Below are 18,860 nucleotides of genomic sequence, written 5' to 3'. Positions count from 1 at the left end.
GTGAGGTTATCCGCCATATGGCTGCGCCATGCGCTGCCTGCATTGTGTGTTCTGGTGTTGCTGCCGCTCGCCGTGATCGCGCCGGCACAGGCCGCGGTCGCGCCGACCGGATTCAGCGAGCAGGTGGTGTTCACCGGGCTGACGAATCCGACGAACGTCGCGTTCTCGCCCGACGGCCGCGTGTTCGTCGCCGAGAAGAGCGGCCTGATCAAGGTCTTCGACTCGCTCGACGATCCGACACCGAGCGTGTACGCCGATCTGCGCACCGAGGTCTACAACTACTGGGACCGCGGACTGCTCGGCATGGCCTTGAACCCCAACTTCCCAACGGATCCACGGATCTACGTGCTGTACACGCACGACGGATTGATCGGCGGACCGACACCGAAGTGGGGTACGCCGGACACCAACGACGACCCTTGTCCTTCGCCGCCCGGGCCGACCGCCGACGGCTGCCAGGCCAGTGCCCGGCTCTCGGTGCTGAACGAGAACGGCGCTGAGCAGGTGCTGGTCGAGGACTGGTGCCAGGTGTTCCCGAGCCACTCGATCGGCTCGATCGAGTTCGGTCCGGACGGCATGCTGTACGCCGGCGGCGGTGACGGCGGGAGCTTCAACTACGTCGACTACGGCCAGGACAGCTACCCGTCGTCCGACCTCACGCCCGACAACCCTTGTGGCGATGGACCTGCGGCCGTCGGTACGACGCTGACGCCGCCGACCGCCGAAGGTGGAGCGCTCCGGGCGCAGGACGTACGGACGACCGGCGATCCGACCGGCCTCGACGGCTCGATCATCCGCATCGATCCCGACACCGGTCAGGCCGCGCCCGGTAACCCGGCGTTGAGCAGTGCGGACCTCAACACGCGCCGCATCGTCGCGAACGGCCTGCGCAACCCGATGCGGTTCACGTTCCGCCCGGGAACCAAGGAGATGTGGATCGGCGACGTCGGTTACTCGACCTGGGAGGAGATCGACCGGATCGTCGATCCGACCGCAAAGGTCACGAACTTCGGCTGGCCCTGCTACGAAGGCGCGGGCCGCCAGCCGGGGTACGACGCGATCAACGTCAACATCTGCGAGAACCTGTACGCCGCCGGCCCGTCCGCGGTCGCGTCGCCGTACTACGCGTACAAGCACACCGACCACATCGTGACCGGCGAATCCTGCACCGTCGGCAGCTCGTCGATCTCCGGGATGCAGTTCTACGGCAGCGGGAACTACCCGGCGGAGTACGACGGCGCGCTGTTCTTCGCGGACTACAGCCGCCGCTGCGTGTGGGCGATGATGCCCGGCGCGAACGGTCTGCCGGACCCCGCGAAGATCCAGACCTTCGCCTCGGGGTACGGCGCGACCAAACTGCAGGTCGGTCCCGGCGGTGACATCTTCGCGGTCGACTACGACAACGGGCGAATCCTCCGGTACGTGTACGACGCGACGAACAATCCGCCGACCGCGGTGATCCACGCCGACCCGTCGAGCGGGGCGACGCCGTTGACCGTGACGTTCGACGGGACCGCCTCCAACGACGCCGACGGCAATCCGTTGACGTATTCGTGGGACCTCGATGGCGACGGCGTGTACGACGACTCGACAGCCGCGACTGTCCAGCACACCTATACGACGGCGGGAGAAGTCGTTGCGCGGTTGAAGGTGTCGGACGGTCATACGACCAGTGCGACGTCCATGCAGATCAACGTGGCGAACACGGCGCCGACCGCGCTGATCACGTCACCAGGTCCGGCGACGACGTGGAAGGTCGGGGACACGATCAGCTTCTCGGGCTCGGCGACCGACCCGGAGCAGGGGACGTTGCCGGCGACGGCGCTGACGTGGTCGCTGATCATGCACCACTGTCCGAGCGACTGCCACACGCACACGATCACGTCGATGACCGGTGCCGGCGGTACGTTCACGGCGCCGGATCACGAGTACCCGTCGTACCTCGAACTGAAGCTGACGGCGACGGATGCGCAAGGGCTGACCGACACCAAGAGCGTGCGGCTCGATCCGAAGACGGTCGGGCTGAGGCTCGCCTCGTCGCCTGCCGGGTTGCCGGTGACGTCGCTGAACACGACGGCGAAGACCCCGTTCACCTCCACGGTGATCGTCGGGTCGAGTGTCTCGGTCTCCGCGGAGCCGACGCAGGCCTCGGCGAATCAGCTGTACCGGTTCGCGTCGTGGTCGGACGGCGGTGCGCGCGACCACAACCTCGTCGCACCGGCAGCGGTCACGACGTACACGGCGGCGTACGGCGTCAAGCGGAACCTGGCCCGCGGTCGACCGGCGCTTGCCTCGAGCACCTATATGGCCGGGCGGGAGGCGTCGAAGGCCGTTGACGGGTCGATGACGACGGCCTGGTCGAGTGCGCGGACCGATCCGCAGTGGTTGCGGATCGATCTGGGATCGGTGCAGGTGGTCAACCGGGTGCTGCTCAACTGGTTGTCGACGGCGTACGCGAAGTCGTACCAGATCCAGGTGTCCGGGAGCGGGCGGACGTGGAAGACCGTCGCGTCGACGGTCAGCGGTGACGGCTCGACCGACAGCCTCGTGTTCTCGCCGAACTACGCGCGGTACGTGCGGATCAATGCGACGAAGCGCGCTGTTGCCGGCAGCTACTACTCGCTGTGGGAGTTCGGCGTCTTCCAGGACACGGGGCTCGTGACCGGGATCGGGGGCAAGTGCATCGACGTCTATCAGGCCGCGAGCGCGGACGGTACGCCGACGACGCTCTACACCTGCAAGTCGTCGGCGAACCAGCTGTGGACGCCGTCGCTCGAGGACGGGACCGTGCGCACGATGGGCAAATGTCTGTCGGCTCGTACTACCACGCTCAACACCCCGGCGGTGTTGTGGAGCTGCGACGGTTCACCCGGCCAACGCTGGACGCCCCAGACCAACGGCACGTTGGTCAACACGGCGTCGGGTCTCTGTCTCAATGCCGCCGGCGGTTTGAGCGCCAACGGCACCAAACTGATCCTCGCGACCTGCACCACCGGGCTCGGCCAGAAGTGGGTGCTGCCGTAATTCAGTCGTTGTGACGATCGCGTCGGACCTATCGTCTGCTGTATGAGCAAGGGTTGGGTGGACGAGGGGTACGGCGCGGTCGCGGACACGTTCGCGGAGAATTTCTCGCTGTTCCCGGAGCTGGGCGCGGCCGTCACGGTGTACGCCGGTGGGCGCAAGGTGGTCGAGCTCTGGGACGGGGATGCCGCGCCGGGGCGGCCGTGGGCGCAGGACACCGTCGTACCGGTGTTCTCGTGTGCCAAGGGGCTGGTGAGCGTCGTCGTACACCTGCTCGCTCAGTCGGGGCAGTTGTCGCTGGACGAGCCGATCGGGACCTACTGGCCCTCATTTGTTGCTAACGGCAAGGAGGCGATCACCTGCCGGATGGTGCTCGGGCATCGGGCCGGGATTCCGGTGCTGGACAAGACGCTGTCGTTCGAGGAGATCGCGGCGTGGACGCCGGTTGTTGCGGCGATCGAGGAGCAGAAGCCGCTGTGGGAGCCGGGGTCGACGTACGAGTATCACGGGCACGTGTTCGGGTTCGTGCTCGGCGAAGTGGTGCGACGGTTGACCGGACAGTTGCCGGGGGCATATTTCCGCACCGCCATCGGTGAGCCGCTCGGGTTGCGGGCGTGGATCGGGTTGCCTGCTTCAGAGTTGCCTCACTTGGCCCGCCTCGAGGAGGCTGAGGGGCGTCCGCCGGCGTTGGATCCCGAGCACCTGTTGATGCGGATCGTGACGATGAACGGGGCCTTGGTGTTCCCCGGTATCGACGAGCCGCACGGCTGGAACGATCCTGCGCTGCTTGGGATGGAGCTGCCCGGCGCCGGCGCCGTGGCCTCCGCAACGGGCCTCGCCGGTGTGTACGCCGCGGCGATCACCGGGCTCGACGGCGCGGACCCGCTGTTGTCGCGCGACACGATCGACGATGCGGCGCGCGAGGTCTCCGCCGGCACGAGCTACTTGGGCTTCGACGCGGGCGCTCGTTGGGGATCCGGCTTCCTGTTGGACTCACCCTTCCGCCCGACCCTCGGTCCGCGCAGCCTCGCGAACGACGGCGCGGGTGGCCAGTTCGCCTTCGGCGACGACGAGCACGGCATCGCCTTCGCCTACACCGCGAACCGAATGGTCGGTCATGGAGATGCCCGTTCCACTCGCCTGGTCGACGCCGTTCGTACCTGCCTAGCTGAGTAGTAGCTTCGCGACGAACTCCGGGTCCTCGTTCATCACGTTGTGGCCGGTCGGGACGACGTGAACCTGCCAGTCAGGATCGGCCTGGAGCCGGGTGTGGAGCTCGGCGAACGGCGTCTGGTCCTCCCACCCCGAGCAGTAGACGAAGTCCCGCCGTGGGATCTCGTCGACCTTGCCGGTGAGCCGGGTCGCCTGCATGAACGAGGCGAGCGGTTGCGGCCGGCGACGGGGATCCTTGGCGCCCGGCGGGCAGACGGCGTACCCGCTGGTCGCAGTGCCCTCGATGGTCAGTTTGCGGAAGTAGTCGTTCACCAGCGACCACCACGACTCGCCATCGCGCGGTACGAAGGCGTCGAGATGCACCAGTCGCGAGATCCGGCTGGCTGCGCGATCCGCGGCCGCGGTGATCACCATGCCGGCATAGCTGTGGCCGACCAGCGTCACGTCGGTGAGGTCAGCGCGATCGAGCAACCGCAGTACATCGTCCGCGTGCGTGTCGAGGTTGGCCGTCGCGACCGTCGCCTCGTCGTCGTCCGGTCGCAGCCCGGTGAGCGTCAGCGCGTGAACGTCATGCCCGTCCAAGAGCGGAACCACCGCCTCATAAGCCCACGAGCCCTTCCAACCACCGGGAACCAGCACGAACGTCGTCATCAGGCAATTTCACAAGATTCACACGTGGCTTGCTACCGCTAGGAAGCCAACTGATGCCTATTGGCCGCCAGAGTCGGATAGAGGACAGAAGCTGGCCACTACTGCGCGGAGAGTAGCCCCATGAGCAAATATCCCGGTGGTAAGTCGACTGTTACTCCGTACGTGGCCGTTCGTGGGGCCGCGGCCTGGCTCGAGTTCGTACAAGAGGCGTTCGGCACCCAGCCGGCCTTCGCCGTCCCCAACGAGGACGGCACGATCGGGCATGCCGAAATCACCATCGGCCACTCGGTCATAATGGCCTTCGACTCCCAGCCCGACTGGCCGGACACCCCCAGCTTCCTCAGCGTCTTCGTCGACGACGCCGATGCGACGGTCGCCCGCGCCGTCGACGCCGGCGCGACCATCGTCACCGAACTGACGACCTCGAAAATCGTCGGCGACCGCGGCGCCCGCATCAAGGACCCGGCAGGCAACATCTGGTGGATCCAAACCCACCTCTACGACGTAGACCCCGCCGACCTCCCCACCCTCTTCGCAGACCCCACCGAAGCCGCCGCCATGCGCCGCCTCCAAGAGTCGTTCGCCAAGGAAATGCGCTCCCGCGCCTGAGCCTTCCAGTAGGTCTTGGGTGGTGTTCACGTGGCGTTCACGCGGTCGGGTGAGGGTCGCGGGGACGTCTGTGAGGGGAGAGATCGCATGTCTCGTGGTAAGTGGGTGGTGGCGGCTTCGGTGGTGGGGGTTGCTGCGTTGGTGGCGGGTACTGCGCCTGCTGCCGTGGCCGGCGAGCGGGGGCCGAAGGTGGTGGGAACGGCTACGTTGCCGGACATCTCACTGGCGAAGTTCTCCAACGGGTTGATCCGTGGGTCGGTGGACAACGACCGGTTGGTCGACCTCGGCGGGATCGGGAGTGACATCTTTCCGGCCGGTAAGAGCGGCGAGTTCTGGACCGTGACGGATCGCGGACCGAACGGGCAGATCAAGGTCGACGATGTGAACCGGCGGACGTTCCCGGTGCCGGGCTTCGATCCGGCGATCGTGAAGGTCAAGGTCGACGGCAAGAAGCTGAAGGTGATCGACGCGATCCCGATCACCACCCGGCACGGCCAGCCGGTCACCGGCCTGTCCAACCAGGAGAGCCGCGACGAGCTCCCGTACAACTTCGACGCCTCCACGCGTCTCGGCATCAACCCGAACGGCCTCGACACGGAGGGCATCGTCCGGGCGAGCGACGGAACGTTCTGGCTGGTCGACGAGTACAGCCCGTCGCTCGTCCACGTGTCGAGCCGCGGTCAGGTGCTCGCGCGGTACGTCCCGAAGGGCCTGAACCTCAAGGGCGCCGACTACCCGGTGATCGAGTCGCTGCCCGCGATCTTCCTGACCCGCAAGATCAACCGCGGCTTCGAGGGACTCGCGCAGCTGCCCGGCGGCGACCTGGTCCTCGCCCTGCAGAGCCCGCTGTCGAACCCGAGCAAGAAGGTCGGCGAGGCTTCGCTCAACACCCGCCTGCTGCGGTTCTCGCCGCACCGCGGGAAGCTGACGGCCGAGTACGCGTACCAGTTCGACCCGGTCGGCGTGGTCGACCCGGGTGAGGACGACACCAGCGAACTGAAGATCTCGTCGGTCGTTGCCGCAGGCCCCGAAACGCTGCTGGTCGAGGAGCGGACCGACAACGCCGCGCGGTTGCAGCGCGTCGTACTGCGGTCGTCCGCGAACGTCCTCGGATCGAAGTGGGACGACGTGGCAACCACTCCGTCGTACGAGGCCGACGCGACCGGCGTGCCGGCGCTGAAGAAGCAGCTGTTCCTCGACCTGAACACGGTCAAGGGCGCACCGAAGAAGATCGAGGGCATCGCGCTCGTGCACGACAGCCTGGTCGTCATCAACGACAACGACTTCGGGATGACCGACGGACCTGCGGCATTCGATGCCCAGGGCAACCTGGTCGACAGTGGCATCGAGACGACGCTGGTCACGATCCGCCTGCACTGAGACTCGCCGACAGCCCTGGGAGCCACGCGCTCCCAGGGCTGTTTTTCATGCGGTACGGCGTTTGTCGAGGCAGACCGCGGTGAGCCAGCTCCACCCGAGGACGACGGCGATGTCGAACGCGATGATCGTGGGCCGGCTGCCCGCGCCCGCGCTGAGCCCGGCGAAGGCGCCGAAGAACAGAATGCCGGTGACGGCGGAGAACCGGGCGAACGCGCGGCGACCGATCGAACGGTAATGCGCGGCGATCACCAGGCACCCCCCGATCAGACCGGAGAAACCGATGCCACCAGCAACGAAGTGGCCCATGCCACGGGCGCTGATCTCGGCGTAGTCGGCCGGCGTACCGACCGGGAACCCGGCCGCCGGGTCCGCGGGGAACCCAGCCGCGAGTACGAGCCCGAAACCGTACAAACCCACCAGCCAAGGGCCCCACACCCGACCGCGACCGGTAAGAGCCCGGCGCAGCCCGACCGCGGCAGCGATGGACAGCAGCCCGCTGACGATGAAGTTCGTCGTCTGGATCCAGCCCGGCCCGCCGTTGGCGAGCAGGCTGGCGGGGTGGCGGGTGATGTCGAAGCCTTCCCGGGTGAACGCCTGCGTCAGCCACACCACGACGTACAGCGAACCGGCGACGGCACCGCCGGTGAGCAGGGCACGGGTGGAGACGCCGCGGGCCGAAACGGTCACATCGTGAGTAGTCATCTCAGAAAGTCCTTTCACAGGGGGAATCCGTCACCCCTGCGTCGAGCGGCCACGCCCGGACTCGACACCACAGACGAAATAGCCCCGCGAAGTGTGATGTGCGTTTGTTCACGTCACATGACCTGCCCGCCCGGCGTCAGGTGTTTGTTCGATGAGGACAAACGCAAAGGAACGTCATGAGCGCAGTGATCGAAGGATTCGGTGGAGAGATCGTCGGACCGGACGACGCGGAGTACGACGCCGCGAGCCGGACCGTGCTGGTCGGGGGCAGCCCGGCGTACGTCCTCAGGCCGGCAGGTGTCGAGGATGTCCAAAAGGCCGTCGCCTATGTTGCACAGAGCGGGCTGCCGCTGGCTGTCCGTGGCGGTGGGCACGCGTTCGCCGGGTTCGGGACGAACGACGGCGGGGTGGTGATCGAGCTCGGCAAGCTGGCCGGGATCGAGCTCGTCGACAAGGAGCGCCACGTCGTACGCATCGGCGGCGGCGCCACCTGGGGCCAGGTCGCGGCCGCGCTCGCGCCGCACGGGCTGGCGATCTCGTCGGGTGACACCAAGAGTGTGGGCGTCGGCGGGCTGACGCTGTCCGGTGGGATCGGATGGAAGGTCCGCAAGTACGGTCTGGCGCTGGACAATCTGGTCGCCGTCGAGATCGTGACCGCGGCCGGTGACGTCGTACGGGCGTCGGCGGACGAGAACGCCGAGCTGTTCTGGGCGGTCCGCGGTGGCGGCGGGAACTTCGGGATCGTGACCGCGTTCGAGTTCGCGGCGCACCCGACGACAGACATCTACTTCGGCAAGCTCGCCTTCCCGGCGAACGAGATCGCCGAGGTGCTTCAGGGCTGGGCGGCCTATCAGCGCACCGCGCCGGCCGAGCTCACGTCGATCGCGGCGTTCGCCAACCCGTTCCTCGGCGGCCCCGAGGCGCCGCTGGAGATCGAGCTGGCGTACGACGGCGACGACGCGGAGCTCGCCGCTCAGGCCATCGACCCGATCCGCAAGCTCGGCACGGTGCTCGCCGACGACGTCGCGCTCCGGCCGTACGCCGAGGTCCTGGTCGACGGCGTGGTCCCGCCGCCCGGCATCCAGCTGATCACCCGGAGTGCCTTTGTCGACAAGGATTCCGTCCCGGAGGTACTGCGGATCCTTGCCGAGACCGGCGCCTCGCAGGGCTCGCCGATCATGTCCGTCCGCACCGTCGGCGGAGCCGTGTCGCGGGTCGCAGCCGACGCCACGGCGTACGCGCACCGTGAGGCGGAGCTGATGTTCGCCACGACCACGATCGGCCCGCCGCCGGTCATCGAGGCGACCAAGCCGGCTCGCCAGGCGCTGTGGGACAAGCTCACACCCCAGGTCACCGGCGCCTACGCGAACTTCCTGTCCGACGCCGGGGACGCCGATGTGGCTGCGGTCTACCCGACGGCGACGTACGAGCGGCTCGCGGCGGTCAAGCGCGAGTATGACCCGACCAACCTGTTCGCGGGCAACCACAACGTGAGGCCGGCATGAGCCCCAATAGCGGCAAGGTCTGGTTCGTCACCGGATCGTCTCGCGGCCTCGGTCGCCACTTCGTCGAGGCTGCCCTGTCCCGCGGGGATCGGGTGGCCGCGACGGCCCGCAAGAGCCTCACCGACCTGGTCGATACGTACGGCGACGCAGTACTCCCGCTCGAGCTCGACGTCACCGACAAGGCTGCTGTCTTCGGGGCCGTCGAGCAGGCGAAGGAGCACTTCGGCCGCCTCGACGTGATCGTGAACAACGCCGGCTACGGGCTGTCCGGCGCGGTCGAGGAGTTCACCGAGCAGCAGCTGCGGGACCAGATCGAGACCAACTTCTTCGGTCCGGTCTGGGTCACGCAGGCAGTGCTGCCGTACCTGCGTGAGCAGGGCAGCGGTCACATCATCCAGATCTCGTCGGTCGCCGGGCTGACCGGGTTCCTGCTCGGCAGCGGGTACTGCGCGTCGAAGTGGGCGCTCGAAGGTCTGAGCGAGGCGCTCGCCCAGGAGGTCGCCGGATTCGGGATCAAGGTGACCGTGGTCGAGCCCGGCGGGTACGCAACCGAGGGCCTGACCGGCGGGGTCGCCGCGACCCCGAACCCGCTGTACGACGGCCAGCGCCAGGCGCTCATGGACTATGTGTCGTCGGTCGACTTCGACGACCCGGCCGCGGCGGGGCCGGCGATCCTCGAGCTCGCCGACTCCCCCAACCCGCCCCTGCACGTGTTCTTCGGCCAGGGCTACGAGCTGGTGAAGCAGGCGTACGAGGACCGGCTGAAGACCTGGGCCGACTGGCAGGAGCTGTCACTCAGGGCGATCTAGCTTCACGATGCAGCCCGACCGCGACGACGATGATCGCCACCGCGGCCAGTTCGGCCGGCCGCGGGAACTGCCGCAGTACGACGGCACCGATCACCGTCGCCGTGGCGGGCAGCAACGCCAGCATCAACGCGAACGTAGACCGCTTCAGCCGTGCCATCGCGAGCTGATCCGCGACGTACGGAATCACCGACGAGCACACGCCGACTCCCACCGCCGCGGCGAGGAGCGCGGGATCGGTGAACGCTGGAACGGCTGCGTGTACGCCGACGGGAAGGGCGAGCACGGTCGCGACTCCCATCGCGAGCGCGAGGCCGTCGATCCGGCGCAGGCCTTGCGACATCCGGTGGCCTAGCACGACGTATGCAGCGAACAGCACCGCGTTGAGGGCGGTGAAGGCCAGGCCGATCCAGTCGTGGGACAGGCGGATGTCGGTCAGCACGTAAACGCCGGCGACTGCGAGCACGAGCGCCAGCAGGTTGCGCAGCGAGCGCACGGCGATCGCCGCGAGCAGGATCACCGGCGCGAACTCGGCAGCAGCGACTGTGCCGAGTGGGATGCGGTCGATCGCCAGGTAGAAGCAACAGTTCATCACCGCGAGGACGGCCCCCCACGCGATCACCAGGCGGCGCGTACTCCAGGACAGGAGCCGCCAAGCGCGCCACGGCCGACGCCAGACCGAGAAGATCAGCCCGGCCGCGGCGATCCGTAGCCAGGCCACTCCGAGTGGATCGATCCGTGCAAACAGCAGCACCGCGAACGCCGGCCCCAGGTAATGGAAGACCGCGCTGACGATGAAGTAGGCCTGTGGCGGGACCGTCCGTCGCATTACTTCACGGTAGGAAGGACGACGCCGTACGGCCATGGCGTTTCGGTAAGCTCCAGGGCCTGATCCTTTGCACATGTGATACTGCGGTGGTGTTCGCTGCTCTGGTCGGTTCCTTGCTGCTGCTCGTGTCGCCACTGACTGCTCAAGCGAAGGTGGAGGCCATCGCGGTGAGGACGCTGACGTTCAACATCCACCACGGCGCGGGTGTCGACGGGAAGCTCGATCTCGAGCGGGTCGCTAAGACGGTCGAAGCCTCCGGCGCGTCGATCGTCGGCCTGCAGGAGGTCGACAAGTACTTCGATGCCCGCAGCAACTGGGTCGATCAGCCGGCCTGGCTGGCGGCGCGGTTGAAGATGAACTACGTCTTCGCCGCCAACCTTGACCGGGATCCGCTGGAGCCGGGAAAGCCCCGTCGCCAGTACGGGACGCTGGTGTTGTCGAAGTACCCGATCGTTGACTCGCGCAACAGTCTGCTGCCGCTGCATCCGGGGAGCGAGCAGCGCGGCCTGCTAGAGACGCTGATCGACGTCGGCGGTACGCCGTTGCGCTTCGCCGACACGCACCTGACCACGATGGGCGACGGCGAGCGGATCGAGCAGGTGAACGCGATCGTTGCCTTGCTCAAGGATGCGCCCGAGGCAACATTGCTGGTCGGCGACTTCAACGCCTTGTCGACATCAGCCGAGGTGAAGACGCTGACGACGCATTGGACCGACACCTGGCCGGAGAAGGGTCTCGGGCTCGGGTTGACCAGCCCGGCGCCGGTGCCGGCCAAGCGGATCGACTACCAGCTGCACAGTGCGCAGCTGGCGCCGACCCAGGTGTCAGTTCCGGTGAGCTTCGCCTCCGACCATCTCCCGGTCGCGGCCACCTATTCGCTGAGCTGACTCTGATAGGCCTCTGCGGACCAGCTGGCCGCGGTTTTCGTGACCAGCTTGGCTCCTAGGCGCTCGTAGAAGCGGTAACCGGCCGTGTTCTCGAGGCGAAGACCCCAGCCGATCGGGAGGCGATCCGGCAGTGCGTGCCGGGCGAGTCCGAGCATCAACTGGCGACCGACTCCGGCGTCGCGGAACTGCTCGCGGACGTACAGGTCGTCGAGCGCGAGCTGATCGCCACCGACCCACAGGTACGGGCGGCGCACCGCGGACACATAGCCCGCCGCGACCCCGTCCACCTCTGCCAGCAACACGATCACCTCCTCGCGTCCGAGAAAGCCCTGCCAGTCCTGCGGGCTTGCCGTCACGTACTGCTGCTGATCCTGGTACGCCGCCAGCTCGACCATCATGGTCAGCACCGTCTCTGCATCCGCGACCACCGCGCGGCGAATCTCAATGGACATGAACCCCTCCGGTTGAAGGCTTGAACGCCGGTACGACGATCAGCGCAAGGACAGCCGCCACCGCTGCGGTGATCGCCGCGAACGTGAACCCGCGGGCGAACCCGGTCGACACCGTGCCGGCGAGACTGGCCGCCGCCACACTCGACACCACCGCAACGCCGAGCGATGCGCCGAACTCGTGGAACGTGCTCAGGATGCCGGACGCGAGGCCCGCCTCCCGATGATCGATCTGCGCGAACGTCGTGGTCGACGACGCGACGAACGCGGTGCCGAGTCCTACCGTCCCGACGGTCATCCCGATCACGACCACGGCAGCACCCTCCCAGATCGCGGGGACAGCGATACCGATCGCGGTGATCGCGAATCCGACGACCGCGACCGGGCGTGCGCCGACGCGTCCGACGAGTTGGCCGGCCAGGTGCGCGCCGACGATCGCGGCGATTGCCACCGGCAAGAACAGCAGGCCGGTGCGCAGAGCGCCGTACTGCTTGAAGTGCTGGAGGTAGAAGGATCCGAGAAAGAACATCGAGATCATCAGAGCCGTTGCGATCAGCAGCATGACGGTGCCGGCGGCAACGGGTCGGCGGGTGAGGATCCGGAGGTCCATCAGCGGCGACCGGACGGAGCGCTGCACCCAGGCGAAGACGCCGTACAGGACGAGGGCACCGGCGAGTGTGCCGAGGGTTGCGGCCGAGAGCCAGCCGCGGTCGCCTGCGTTGATGAGCGCGTAGATCGCCGTACCTGTGCCTGCTGTGACGAGAAGGGCGCCGGGTACGTCGAGGCGGCCCTGCGACTCGCTCGGGCGATCGGCGGGGAGCATCCGGAACAGCAGGATGAACACGATCACGCCGATGGGCAGGTTGATGTAGAAGACCCATTGCCAGCCGGGGCCGGCGGTGAGCAGACCACCGAGCAGTACGCCGATCGCGGAGCCGCCACCGCCCATCGCGGACCAGATGCCGAGCGCCTTGTTGCGCTCATCGCCGTCGAACGTCTTCGTAACAACGGATAACGCGGCCGGCGAGAGCATCGCGGCGCCGATGCCCTGGGCGACGCGGCCGGCGAGGAGTACTTCGGGTCCTCCTGCCAGGCCGGTGACGAGCGAGGCCAGCGTGAAGACGATCAGGCCGGTCAGTACGACGCGGCGCGAGCCGAACAGGTCGGCGGCGCGGCCACCGAGGAGCATCAGGCCGCCGAACATCAGCGTGTACGCGCTGACCACCCAGGTGAGGGTCTCGCGGCTGAGCCCGAGATCGGTCTCGATGTTCGGGAGCGCGATCGCGACGACGGTGACGTCGAGGATCAGCATGAACTGCGCGACGGCGAGCAGCCCCAGCAGTCGCCACCGCCGGGGGTCGGGTTCGGTCATCGGTCCTCATCCTTAAGTCGAACAGATGTGTACGGGTTAGATCAGTACCGTAACTCGTACACTGGTGTTCGACAAGAGGAATTCATACAGCGGTGTTCGAGATGAGGAGCGGTCGATGGCGGTGACCACCAGGCGGGCGGACGCGCAGCGCAACATCGCGGCGATCCTGACCGCGGCGGCGGAGTGCCTGACCCGCGATCCGGCCGCGAGTACGTCGGAGATCGCGAAGGCGGCCGGGGTCGGACGGGTGACGCTGTACGGTCACTTCCCGTCGCGGGCCGAGCTGGTCGACGCGGTGTTCGTACAGGCGATCGCGACCGGCGAGCAGACGCTCGGGCAGGTTGATCTGACCGGCGATCCGCGCGATGCGCTGGCCCGGTTGATCGAGTCGAGTTGGCAGCTGGTCGACCAGTACCGCGCGCTCCTGCTCGCGGCTCAGGACGCGCTGCCGCCGGGGCGGGTCCAAGAACTGCACGCCGACCCGATGGCGCGGGTGGAACGGCTACTAGAACGCGGCCGCGCCGAGGGCGTCTTCCGCACGGACCTACCTACCTCGTGGCTGGTCAGCGTCATGCACAACGTGATGCACGGCGCCGCCGGCGAAATCCAGGCCGGGCGGATCACGTCCGAGCAGGCCGCGCCGTACATCACCGCGACGCTGCTGGGCGCGTTTGCTCCTGCCTGACTACTACTCCAGCCAGACGGTTTCGAAGGTCGGGTTGGCGTGGATGTGGACGGCCTCGTAGCCGCCGGGGCCGGTGCGGAACTTGTGCGGGGTATCAGCGGGCACGACGAGGATCTGGCCGGCCCGGCCGACGATCTCCTCGGTGCCGACCGTGAACGTCGCCGTACCGCGGCGGATGATGAACGTCTCGGCGTACGGATGCTTGTGCAGCCGCGGCCCGGCGCCCTCCTTCGTGGTCGACTCGAGAATCAACGAGACCCCGGCCCCACCCGGCAACTGCGTGTAGTTCTCGGTCCACTCCTCCCCGTCGTCCCGCCCATCGGCCCGGTCGATCACCGCGGCCCCAGATTTCGCGATCTCCGTCATTCCAACCCTCCTCGGTGGATCTAGTCACCGTAACTTCGCGCGAGGTCCTTTCAAATCCCTTTCGTCACCGGCTTAAGGTGTGGCGCATGCCGTTGTATTCGTTTGAAGGTAAGCGTCCGACCGTGCACCCGGACGCGTGGATCGCGCCGACCGCGACCCTGGTGGGAGACGTGGTCGTGGAGGCGGGGGTTTCGATCTGGTACGGCGCGGTGATCCGGGCCGACCTGGGAACGATCACGATCCGCGCGGGGGCGAACATCCAGGACAACACGGTCATTCACGTCGGGCACAACGGCTGCGAGATCGGGCCGAACGCGACTGTCGGACACCAGTGCCTGGTCCACGACTGCACGATCGGCGAGCAGGCTCTGGTCGGCAACGGCGCGATCGTGCTCGACGGGGCGGTAGTCGGCGAGCGTTCGCTGGTTGCGGCCGGATCCACGGTCACGCCGGGCGCCGTCATCCCGCCGGAATCGGTCGCGATGGGCAGCCCGGCCAAGAAGATCGTCCCACTCGAAGGCATGGCGAAGCTCTTCGTCGACCACAACGCCGCCGTCTACCACTCCCTCGCCGAACGCCACGCTGCGACGGTCGAGTTAGTGGAGGAGTCATGATCGACGAGTTCGCCAAGGCCTACCTGCACGACGAGTTGCGGTGGGTGCGGGAGTCGCTCCTGTCGACGCTTGACGGGCTGCCGGAGTACGACGTACGCCGCCCACTCACGCGGACCGGGACCAACCTCCTCGGCCTGGTCAAGCACCTCTCATTGACCGAGGCCCGGTACTTCGGGGAGATCTTCGACCGCCCGTACCCCGAGCCGATCCCGACCTTCGACGACCCCGGCTACGCGAACCACGACCACATGTGGGTCCGCGAACACGAGTCCCGCGCCGACGTGATCGCGGCGTACCAACGCGCCTGCGAGTACGCCGACACCACCATCGACGCCCTCCCGATCGACGCCCCCGGATTCGTCCCGTGGTGGCCGCGCCCCAACGTCAAACTGCTCAACATCCTGGTCCACGTAGTAGCCGAAACCAACCGCCACACAGGCCACGCCGACATCCTCCGCGAACAACTAGGCGCCCCCACCGGCTCCCCAGAAGTCGACTGGCAAGCCCACCACGCGAAGATCGAACAGGCCGCCCAAGCCGTCAAGCCCTGACAACTGCAGTCAGGAGTACTGCGTCTGCCCCCGCGTGCTACGCAGCTGCTTTCTTCGTCGCTCCGCTCCTCAGCGCACCTGCCACGCCCGACTACCCACCCACCCCCCGGCTCATCGCCGGTGCATCCTTTCCGGCTAGCGCCGGGAGTTGCGGGCTGCCGCCCGCGGGTCGCTCGCTGCGCTCGCAGTTAGAACCCGCGCGACCGTCACCACGACAAAGCCCCGGCCGAAAGCACAGGCGGCGACCCGCCGCGTCCTGCTGGTCACGCTGCCCTGACCGGTGTTCCCGCCGTCAGCAACCCATGAACGACCATCAGGCCGACGGGAGACGCCAGGGGTGGTCGGGTATTGACTGTCAGGCGAGGTGTCGGCAAAGAGTGGATGTGCTTGTCGCCGGCGCCAGACTCGTGTCGCTTGTAGACGTTGTCACCCACGAGCACCGGTGGGGGTCCTACTCGACCGCCTCTGTCGGGGAGGCCGACGCGTTGACTCGGTCGACGTGGGTGCCGTTCTGGCCAGCAAAGCCGCCGCCGGATCAGCAGGCACACATTGGACACCGTTAATGCGGACGGATGGTGGACGCGTCCGCTGCGAGTCGGCGTGACAACCATTCACGAGCTGCTGGTCGAGCAGTAAGTCGGGGCGAGGGCACGGACGTGCGGAGAGACGTCTGGTCTTCCCGCCGGTCGGTGTCCCCGGACGACGGCGGCTGGCATTCACTGCGAGCGCAGCGAGCGACCCGCGGGCGGCAGCCCGCACCTCCCGGCGATAGCCGGAAAGGATGCACCGGCGATGAGCCGGGGGTGGGTGGGTAGTCGGGCGTAGCAGGTGCGCTGAGGAGCGGAGCGACGAAGAAAGCAGCTGCGTAGACCGCGGGGGGGCAGACGCAGTACTTCTAGCTTCTCCAGTGGTAGCGGCGTTCGGGGCGGCCGGTGGTGCCGTAGCGGAGGGTTACTTGGGCTTGGCCTTGGGTGCAGAGGAACTCTAGGTAGCGGCGGGCGCTGACGCGGGAGATGCCTACTTTTTCGGCGCATTCGGCGGCCGAGAGGTTGTCGGGGGTGGTGCGGAGGGCGGCGGTGACCAGGTCGGTGGTTTCCTGGCTGAGGCCCTTGGGCAGGCGGTTGACGGTTGGGCGGGCGGGCGCGAGGACCCGGTCGACGTCGGCCTGGGAGGTGACCTCGTCGGGGACGCTCGCGCGGCGGCGGGCGTACTCCTGTAGGCGAACCCGCAGATCCTCGAAACCGAAGGGTTTCAGCAGGTAGTTGACAACCCCTTGGCGTACGGCGCCACGCACCGCGTCGGCCTCGCGGGCCGCCGTGATGACGAGGATGTCGACATCCGGTTGTACGGCGCGCATGCGGCCGATCAGCTCGATGCCGAACACGTCGGGGAGGTAGAGATCGAGCAGCACCAGATCAGGGCGGAGCTCGGTCAGCGCCGCGACGGCCTGGTCGCCGGAGTTCGCCGTACCGACGACTTCGAAGCCGTCCACGCGATCCACGAACCCGCGGTGGATGCGGGCGACCATGAAATCGTCGTCGACGACGAGGACCGTGATCATCGGGCTCCCTCGGGCGTGCGCTGGGCAGACATGCGGGCGACGAACGCCGCGCCGCCGTCGGAGTTGTTGGTGACCGCGACCTCGCCGCCGCGCCGGCGGCAGATCAGCCGGGTCATCGCGAGGCCGATCCCGCGTTCGCCCTCGGCCGCGGCCTTGGTGGTGAAGCCGTGCGCGAACACCTCCTGCGCCAACTCGGGCGCCACCCCCGGACCGGAGTCGCGGACCACGATCTCCACGCTGGTTGCGTCCTGCCGCAGTTCGACCTCGACCCACGCGGGCGACAGCGGCGTACCGGACTGGGCCGCCGCGTCGATCGCGTTGTCGACGAGATTGCCGACCACGGTCGCCACGTCGGCGGACAGCGCGGGGTCGAGCCGGAGCAGCGTCGTCCGTTCGGACACGCGAAGCTCGACGCGGCGTTCGGCCGCGAGCGAGGACTTCGCCATCAGCAGGGCGGCGACCGCAGTGTCGTGGACCCGTCGGGTCACGGTCAGGTCGAGCGATTCACGGTACCGGTTGAGCGCGCCGACGTACGTGACGACCTCGTCGTACTCCCCGATCTGGATCAGCCCCGAGATCGTGTGCAGCTGGTTCGCGAACTCGTGCGTCTGCGCCCGGAGCAACTCGGCGGACGAACGGAACGATCCCAGCTCCCGCTCCAGCTGCGCCAGCTCGGTCCGGTCGCGCAGCGTCGTCACCGACCCGAGCGACCGCCCGTCCTTCGTGACCTCCATCCGGTTCATCACGAGCACGCGCCCACGCCGTACGACGACCGCGTCGCGCGCCTCGTCCTCGCCGGCGAGCACTTCGCGGAGCCGGCCCTCGATCCCGAGATCGTCCAGGCTGCGGCCGACCGCGCTCGAAGGTAGGTCGAGCAGCCGGCGGCCGACGTCGTTCACCAGCGTCACGCGCAAATGGGGGTCCAAGGCAACGACTCCCTCGGCCAGCCCGTACAGCATCGCCTCCCGGTGCTCGGCGAGACCGGCGATCTCGCGCGGCTCGAGGCCGAGCGTCTGCCGCTTGATCCGGCGGGCCAGCAACCACGACCCGAGCAGCCCGAGCACACAGGCAATCCCGAGATAGATCGCCAGGTACGACGATGCGCCGCGCAACCGCTGCCAGATCGTCGGAGCCTGCTCGCCGACCATCACGGTGCCGATGTGATCGCCGAGCGTCCCGTCCGGACGACCGCTCGAATCCGTGCCCTGGCTGAGCACAGGGACCTGCGAGACCAGTTCCTTCCCGTCTCCGAGGCGCAACTCGCCGGACCACCCACGGCCTTGCGCAACCCAGGGATCACCGAGGGCCAACGAGCTGCCGATCGTGGTGGGGTTCGTGGCCGCGATGATCCGGCCCTGGGCGTCGGCGACCGTGATCGAGGTGACGCCCGACTGCGTCAACGTTGTCTGGAGCAACGGTGCGAGGACCTCCGCCGGCGCGGGGTGGCGGATACCGAACCGGAGCGTTTGGCTCCCGGAGAGCTGCTCGGCCAGCGCGGTCACCCGACGCCCCTCGACCCGGTTGAACGTGGCGGCGGACTGGGCGAGCGAGACCGCGGCGACGGCGACGAGCACGACCACGACGATCGCGAGCTGCAGCACCAGCAGCTGCCCGGCCAAAGTCGGACGTTTCCCGAGCCTGACGGCCATCTTCACCTCCCATAGGTCCTGCCGCATGATCACCGCTGCGGAGCCGGAGT

18 protein-coding genes are annotated in these 18,860 nt (G+C 67.8%); 10 read left to right on the top strand and 8 right to left on the bottom strand.

The window, feature by feature from the left end:
- Positions 1-54: 54 nt before the first annotated feature.
- Complete coding sequence (locus tag EV645_RS25265) at positions 55-3,024, top strand: PQQ-dependent sugar dehydrogenase (RefSeq protein WP_198681828.1); 2,970 nt, start codon at positions 55-57, stop codon at positions 3,022-3,024.
- A gap of 42 nt (positions 3,025-3,066) precedes the next feature.
- Positions 3,067-4,197 (top strand): serine hydrolase domain-containing protein, encoded by a 1,131-nt coding sequence (locus EV645_RS25260; RefSeq protein ID WP_130446413.1) that lies wholly within the window; start codon positions 3,067-3,069, stop codon positions 4,195-4,197.
- Here the strand turns inward: EV645_RS25260 and EV645_RS25255 are convergent.
- Positions 4,186-4,845: an alpha/beta fold hydrolase gene (locus tag EV645_RS25255; protein ID WP_130446412.1), complete on the bottom strand. Its 660-nt coding sequence runs from the start codon at positions 4,843-4,845 to the stop codon at positions 4,186-4,188. The genes EV645_RS25260 and EV645_RS25255 overlap by 12 nt on opposite strands.
- Positions 4,846-4,965: 120 nt before the next feature.
- Between EV645_RS25255 and EV645_RS25250 the strand changes: the two genes are divergently transcribed.
- Positions 4,966-5,454 carry a VOC family protein gene (locus EV645_RS25250; RefSeq protein ID WP_130446411.1) on the top strand — a complete coding sequence of 163 codons (489 nt, stop codon included), beginning with the start codon at positions 4,966-4,968 and terminating at the stop codon, positions 5,452-5,454.
- 87 nt (positions 5,455-5,541) lie between these two features.
- Positions 5,542-6,834, top strand: a complete 1,293-nt coding sequence (locus tag EV645_RS25245; protein ID WP_130446410.1) for an esterase-like activity of phytase family protein — start codon at positions 5,542-5,544, stop codon at positions 6,832-6,834.
- Positions 6,835-6,879: 45 nt separating this feature from the next.
- Here the strand turns inward: EV645_RS25245 and EV645_RS25240 are convergent, their stop codons facing one another.
- Positions 6,880-7,536, bottom strand: coding sequence for a DUF998 domain-containing protein (locus EV645_RS25240; RefSeq protein ID WP_130446409.1), 657 nt, complete (start codon positions 7,534-7,536; stop codon positions 6,880-6,882).
- A 176-nt stretch (positions 7,537-7,712) separates the two neighbouring features.
- Here EV645_RS25240 and EV645_RS25235 point away from each other — a divergent pair, with 176 nt between their 5' ends.
- Positions 7,713-9,041 carry an FAD-binding oxidoreductase gene (locus tag EV645_RS25235; protein ID WP_130446408.1) on the top strand — a complete coding sequence of 443 codons (1,329 nt, stop codon included), beginning with the start codon at positions 7,713-7,715 and terminating at the stop codon, positions 9,039-9,041.
- Entirely contained in the window at positions 9,038-9,850 is an 813-nt protein-coding gene (locus tag EV645_RS25230; RefSeq protein ID WP_130446407.1) for an SDR family NAD(P)-dependent oxidoreductase, read from the top strand. The genes EV645_RS25235 and EV645_RS25230 overlap by 4 nt, the downstream gene beginning before the upstream one ends.
- Here the strand turns inward: EV645_RS25230 and EV645_RS25225 are convergent.
- Entirely contained in the window at positions 9,837-10,676 is an 840-nt protein-coding gene (locus EV645_RS25225) for an EamA family transporter (RefSeq protein ID WP_198681827.1), read from the bottom strand. The two genes, EV645_RS25230 and EV645_RS25225, sit on opposite strands and share 14 nt — an antisense overlap.
- An 89-nt stretch (positions 10,677-10,765) precedes the next feature.
- Here EV645_RS25225 and EV645_RS25220 point away from each other — a divergent pair, with 89 nt between their 5' ends.
- Entirely contained in the window at positions 10,766-11,563 is a 798-nt protein-coding gene (locus EV645_RS25220) for an endonuclease/exonuclease/phosphatase family protein (RefSeq protein ID WP_242000633.1), read from the top strand.
- On the opposite strand, the gene EV645_RS25215 is transcribed toward EV645_RS25220, so the two are convergent.
- Both EV645_RS25215 and EV645_RS25210 read right to left on the bottom strand, forming a co-directional pair.
- On the bottom strand, positions 11,548-12,015 hold the full coding sequence (locus EV645_RS25215; protein WP_130446405.1) for a GNAT family N-acetyltransferase: 468 nt from the start codon (positions 12,013-12,015) through the stop codon (positions 11,548-11,550). The genes EV645_RS25220 and EV645_RS25215 overlap by 16 nt on opposite strands.
- On the bottom strand, positions 12,005-13,384 hold the full coding sequence (locus EV645_RS25210) for an MFS transporter (protein WP_130446404.1): 1,380 nt from the start codon (positions 13,382-13,384) through the stop codon (positions 12,005-12,007). Before EV645_RS25210 ends, EV645_RS25215 begins: the two co-directional genes overlap by 11 nt.
- Before the next feature lie 115 nt (positions 13,385-13,499).
- On the opposite strand from EV645_RS25210, the gene EV645_RS25205 reads away from it, so the two are divergent.
- A complete protein-coding gene (locus EV645_RS25205; protein WP_130446403.1) occupies positions 13,500-14,069 on the top strand; it encodes a TetR/AcrR family transcriptional regulator in 570 nt (189 codons plus the stop codon).
- 3 nt (positions 14,070-14,072) lie between these two features.
- Here the strand turns inward: EV645_RS25205 and EV645_RS25200 are convergent, their stop codons facing one another.
- Positions 14,073-14,435 (bottom strand): cupin domain-containing protein, encoded by a 363-nt coding sequence (locus EV645_RS25200; protein WP_130446402.1) that lies wholly within the window; start codon positions 14,433-14,435, stop codon positions 14,073-14,075.
- An 86-nt stretch (positions 14,436-14,521) separates the two neighbouring features.
- Between EV645_RS25200 and EV645_RS25195 the strand changes: the two genes are divergently transcribed.
- Both EV645_RS25195 and EV645_RS25190 read left to right on the top strand, forming a co-directional pair.
- Positions 14,522-15,049, top strand: coding sequence for a gamma carbonic anhydrase family protein (locus tag EV645_RS25195; protein ID WP_130446401.1), 528 nt, complete (start codon positions 14,522-14,524; stop codon positions 15,047-15,049).
- The gene (locus tag EV645_RS25190) at positions 15,046-15,600 is read left to right on the top strand and encodes a DinB family protein (protein WP_130446400.1); all 555 of its coding nucleotides are present in this window, start codon (positions 15,046-15,048) and stop codon (positions 15,598-15,600) included. Before EV645_RS25195 ends, EV645_RS25190 begins: the two co-directional genes overlap by 4 nt.
- A gap of 895 nt (positions 15,601-16,495) precedes the next feature.
- Here the strand turns inward: EV645_RS25190 and EV645_RS25185 are convergent.
- On the bottom strand, positions 16,496-17,161 hold the full coding sequence (locus EV645_RS25185; protein ID WP_130446399.1) for a response regulator: 666 nt from the start codon (positions 17,159-17,161) through the stop codon (positions 16,496-16,498).
- Positions 17,158-18,810: a sensor histidine kinase gene (locus EV645_RS25180; protein WP_130446398.1), complete on the bottom strand. Its 1,653-nt coding sequence runs from the start codon at positions 18,808-18,810 to the stop codon at positions 17,158-17,160. The genes EV645_RS25185 and EV645_RS25180 overlap by 4 nt, the downstream gene beginning before the upstream one ends.
- Positions 18,811-18,860: the final 50 nt, after the last annotated feature.

The organism is Kribbella rubisoli (genome assembly GCF_004217145.1).
Lineage (GTDB): Bacteria > Actinomycetota > Actinomycetes > Propionibacteriales > Kribbellaceae > Kribbella > Kribbella rubisoli.
Note: the sequence above shows the minus strand (reverse complement) of the source record. Positions and strands in the feature narration are given on the sequence as shown.

Excerpts from the sequence above, each read along its gene's own strand:
- EV645_RS25260 (WP_130446413.1), top strand. The coding sequence starts at position 3,067 with ATGAGCAAGGGTTGGGTGGACGAGGGGTACGGCGCGGTCGCGGACACG.
- EV645_RS25255 (WP_130446412.1), bottom strand. The coding sequence starts at position 4,845 with ATGACGACGTTCGTGCTGGTTCCCGGTGGTTGGAAGGGCTCGTGGGCT.
- EV645_RS25250 (WP_130446411.1), top strand. The coding sequence starts at position 4,966 with ATGAGCAAATATCCCGGTGGTAAGTCGACTGTTACTCCGTACGTGGCC.
- EV645_RS25245 (WP_130446410.1), top strand. The coding sequence starts at position 5,542 with ATGTCTCGTGGTAAGTGGGTGGTGGCGGCTTCGGTGGTGGGGGTTGCT.
- EV645_RS25240 (WP_130446409.1), bottom strand. The coding sequence starts at position 7,536 with ATGACTACTCACGATGTGACCGTTTCGGCCCGCGGCGTCTCCACCCGT.
- EV645_RS25235 (WP_130446408.1), top strand. The coding sequence starts at position 7,713 with ATGAGCGCAGTGATCGAAGGATTCGGTGGAGAGATCGTCGGACCGGAC.
- EV645_RS25230 (WP_130446407.1), top strand. The coding sequence starts at position 9,038 with ATGAGCCCCAATAGCGGCAAGGTCTGGTTCGTCACCGGATCGTCTCGC.
- EV645_RS25225 (WP_198681827.1), bottom strand. The coding sequence starts at position 10,676 with ATGCGACGGACGGTCCCGCCACAGGCCTACTTCATCGTCAGCGCGGTC.
- EV645_RS25215 (WP_130446405.1), bottom strand. The coding sequence starts at position 12,015 with ATGTCCATTGAGATTCGCCGCGCGGTGGTCGCGGATGCAGAGACGGTG.
- EV645_RS25210 (WP_130446404.1), bottom strand. The coding sequence starts at position 13,384 with ATGACCGAACCCGACCCCCGGCGGTGGCGACTGCTGGGGCTGCTCGCC.
- EV645_RS25205 (WP_130446403.1), top strand. The coding sequence starts at position 13,500 with ATGGCGGTGACCACCAGGCGGGCGGACGCGCAGCGCAACATCGCGGCG.
- EV645_RS25200 (WP_130446402.1), bottom strand. The coding sequence starts at position 14,435 with ATGACGGAGATCGCGAAATCTGGGGCCGCGGTGATCGACCGGGCCGAT.
- EV645_RS25195 (WP_130446401.1), top strand. The coding sequence starts at position 14,522 with ATGCCGTTGTATTCGTTTGAAGGTAAGCGTCCGACCGTGCACCCGGAC.
- EV645_RS25190 (WP_130446400.1), top strand. The coding sequence starts at position 15,046 with ATGATCGACGAGTTCGCCAAGGCCTACCTGCACGACGAGTTGCGGTGG.
- EV645_RS25185 (WP_130446399.1), bottom strand. The coding sequence starts at position 17,161 with ATGATCACGGTCCTCGTCGTCGACGACGATTTCATGGTCGCCCGCATC.
- EV645_RS25180 (WP_130446398.1), bottom strand. The coding sequence starts at position 18,810 with ATGGCCGTCAGGCTCGGGAAACGTCCGACTTTGGCCGGGCAGCTGCTG.